Source organism: Microbacterium sp. SA156 (assembly GCF_049065455.1).
GTDB lineage: Bacteria > Actinomycetota > Actinomycetes > Actinomycetales > Microbacteriaceae > Microbacterium > Microbacterium barkeri.
Genome location: NZ_JBAKGU010000035.1, coordinates 1 through 1,233, shown reverse-complemented (window position 1 = coordinate 1,233; position 1,233 = coordinate 1). Strand labels below are relative to the sequence as shown.

Genomic DNA, 1,233 nt, shown 5'->3' with positions numbered 1-1,233 from the left:
GGGTTATAGGCCAAAAGGAGTGGATGGGTTCTCGATCTAGCCGCGGAATCTCGCGGTAGAACGGGGATCGCTATGGTCCGCGACCCTTAGTCGTGGGCCTTGCGACGAACTCGACCACCTGTCTGGTATGCGGCATCAAGCTCGTCAAGAACGGCCGTCACCGCTCGGGCACCCAACGCTGGCGGTGTCCGTCTTGCGGGGCGTCCAGCACCCGTCGGCGTCCCGACGTGACCCGGCGGGAGCAGCTGCGGGAGTTCGTGTCGTGGCTGATCGGCAAGGCCACCCAAGCCGAGGCCGACGGCACCGCCTCCGGTCGATCGTTCCGGCGCCGCACCGCCTGGTGCTGGGATCTGTCTCCCCGACTGGGCCCGGCCGAGACGATCTACCACGCCGTCCTCGTCGACGGCATCTGGATCGGCACCTGGTGTCTGCTCATCGCGCTCTCCGACACCGGACGCGTCCTGGCCTGGCAGTGGTGCGCCCGCGAGACCACCGCCGCATGGACCGCTCTGCTCGACCAGGTCCCCGCCCCGGGGATCCTCGTCTCCGACGGCGGCTCCGGACTCCCCTCGGCACTGCGACAGGCCTGGCCCGAGACCAAGCACCAGCGGTGCCTGTTCCACCTCCAGATGAACATCACCCGTCATCTCACCCGCAACCCGCGCACGAACGCCGGCCGAGCGCTACGACGCCTGGTCATGGACCTCAGCGACATCCTCGACGAACAGGCCGCGATCGACTGGCAGCTGCGGCTCGAGAAGTGGTGGCAGACCTTCGGGCACCTCACCCGGGAACGCACCCTGCTCAAGAACGGCCGATTCGGATTCACCCACGACCGGCTCCGCAAAGCCTGGCTGCTGGTGCGCCTCGTTGTCCGCAACGACGTGCTGTTCACCCACATCACCTACGGCAACCCGCGCACGACCTCCGCGCTGGAAAGCCTCAACGCCCGCATCCGCGATCTCCTGCGCCGCCACCGCGGCATGACCGAGGAACACCGCCGCCGCGCGGTCGAGTGGTTCCTCGCGACCCGAGAGCTCCCGCTCGAACAAGCCCTCGACCTCGCCCAGCCGATCACTCCCGAAACCCGACCCGAACCCCGCCACGACGACCAGATCACCCCCACCCTCTACGGGCAAGGCCTCGACGCCACCGAAGGCCTCTGGGCCCGCGCCGGGTGGGCAGGACGAGGATGACACACCCGACCCATCCACTCTTTCTGGCCGATAACCC

Annotated in this window: 1 protein-coding gene; it reads left to right on the top strand. The window is 68.2% G+C overall.

Annotated features, from left to right (window positions below; genetic code table 11):
* Window positions 1-92: 92 nt before the first annotated feature.
* Window positions 93-1,196 carry an IS1249 family transposase gene (locus tag ACOWU6_RS16800; RefSeq protein ID WP_421076398.1) on the top strand — a complete coding sequence of 368 codons (1,104 nt, stop codon included), beginning with the start codon at window positions 93-95 and terminating at the stop codon, window positions 1,194-1,196.
* Window positions 1,197-1,233: the final 37 nt, after the last annotated feature.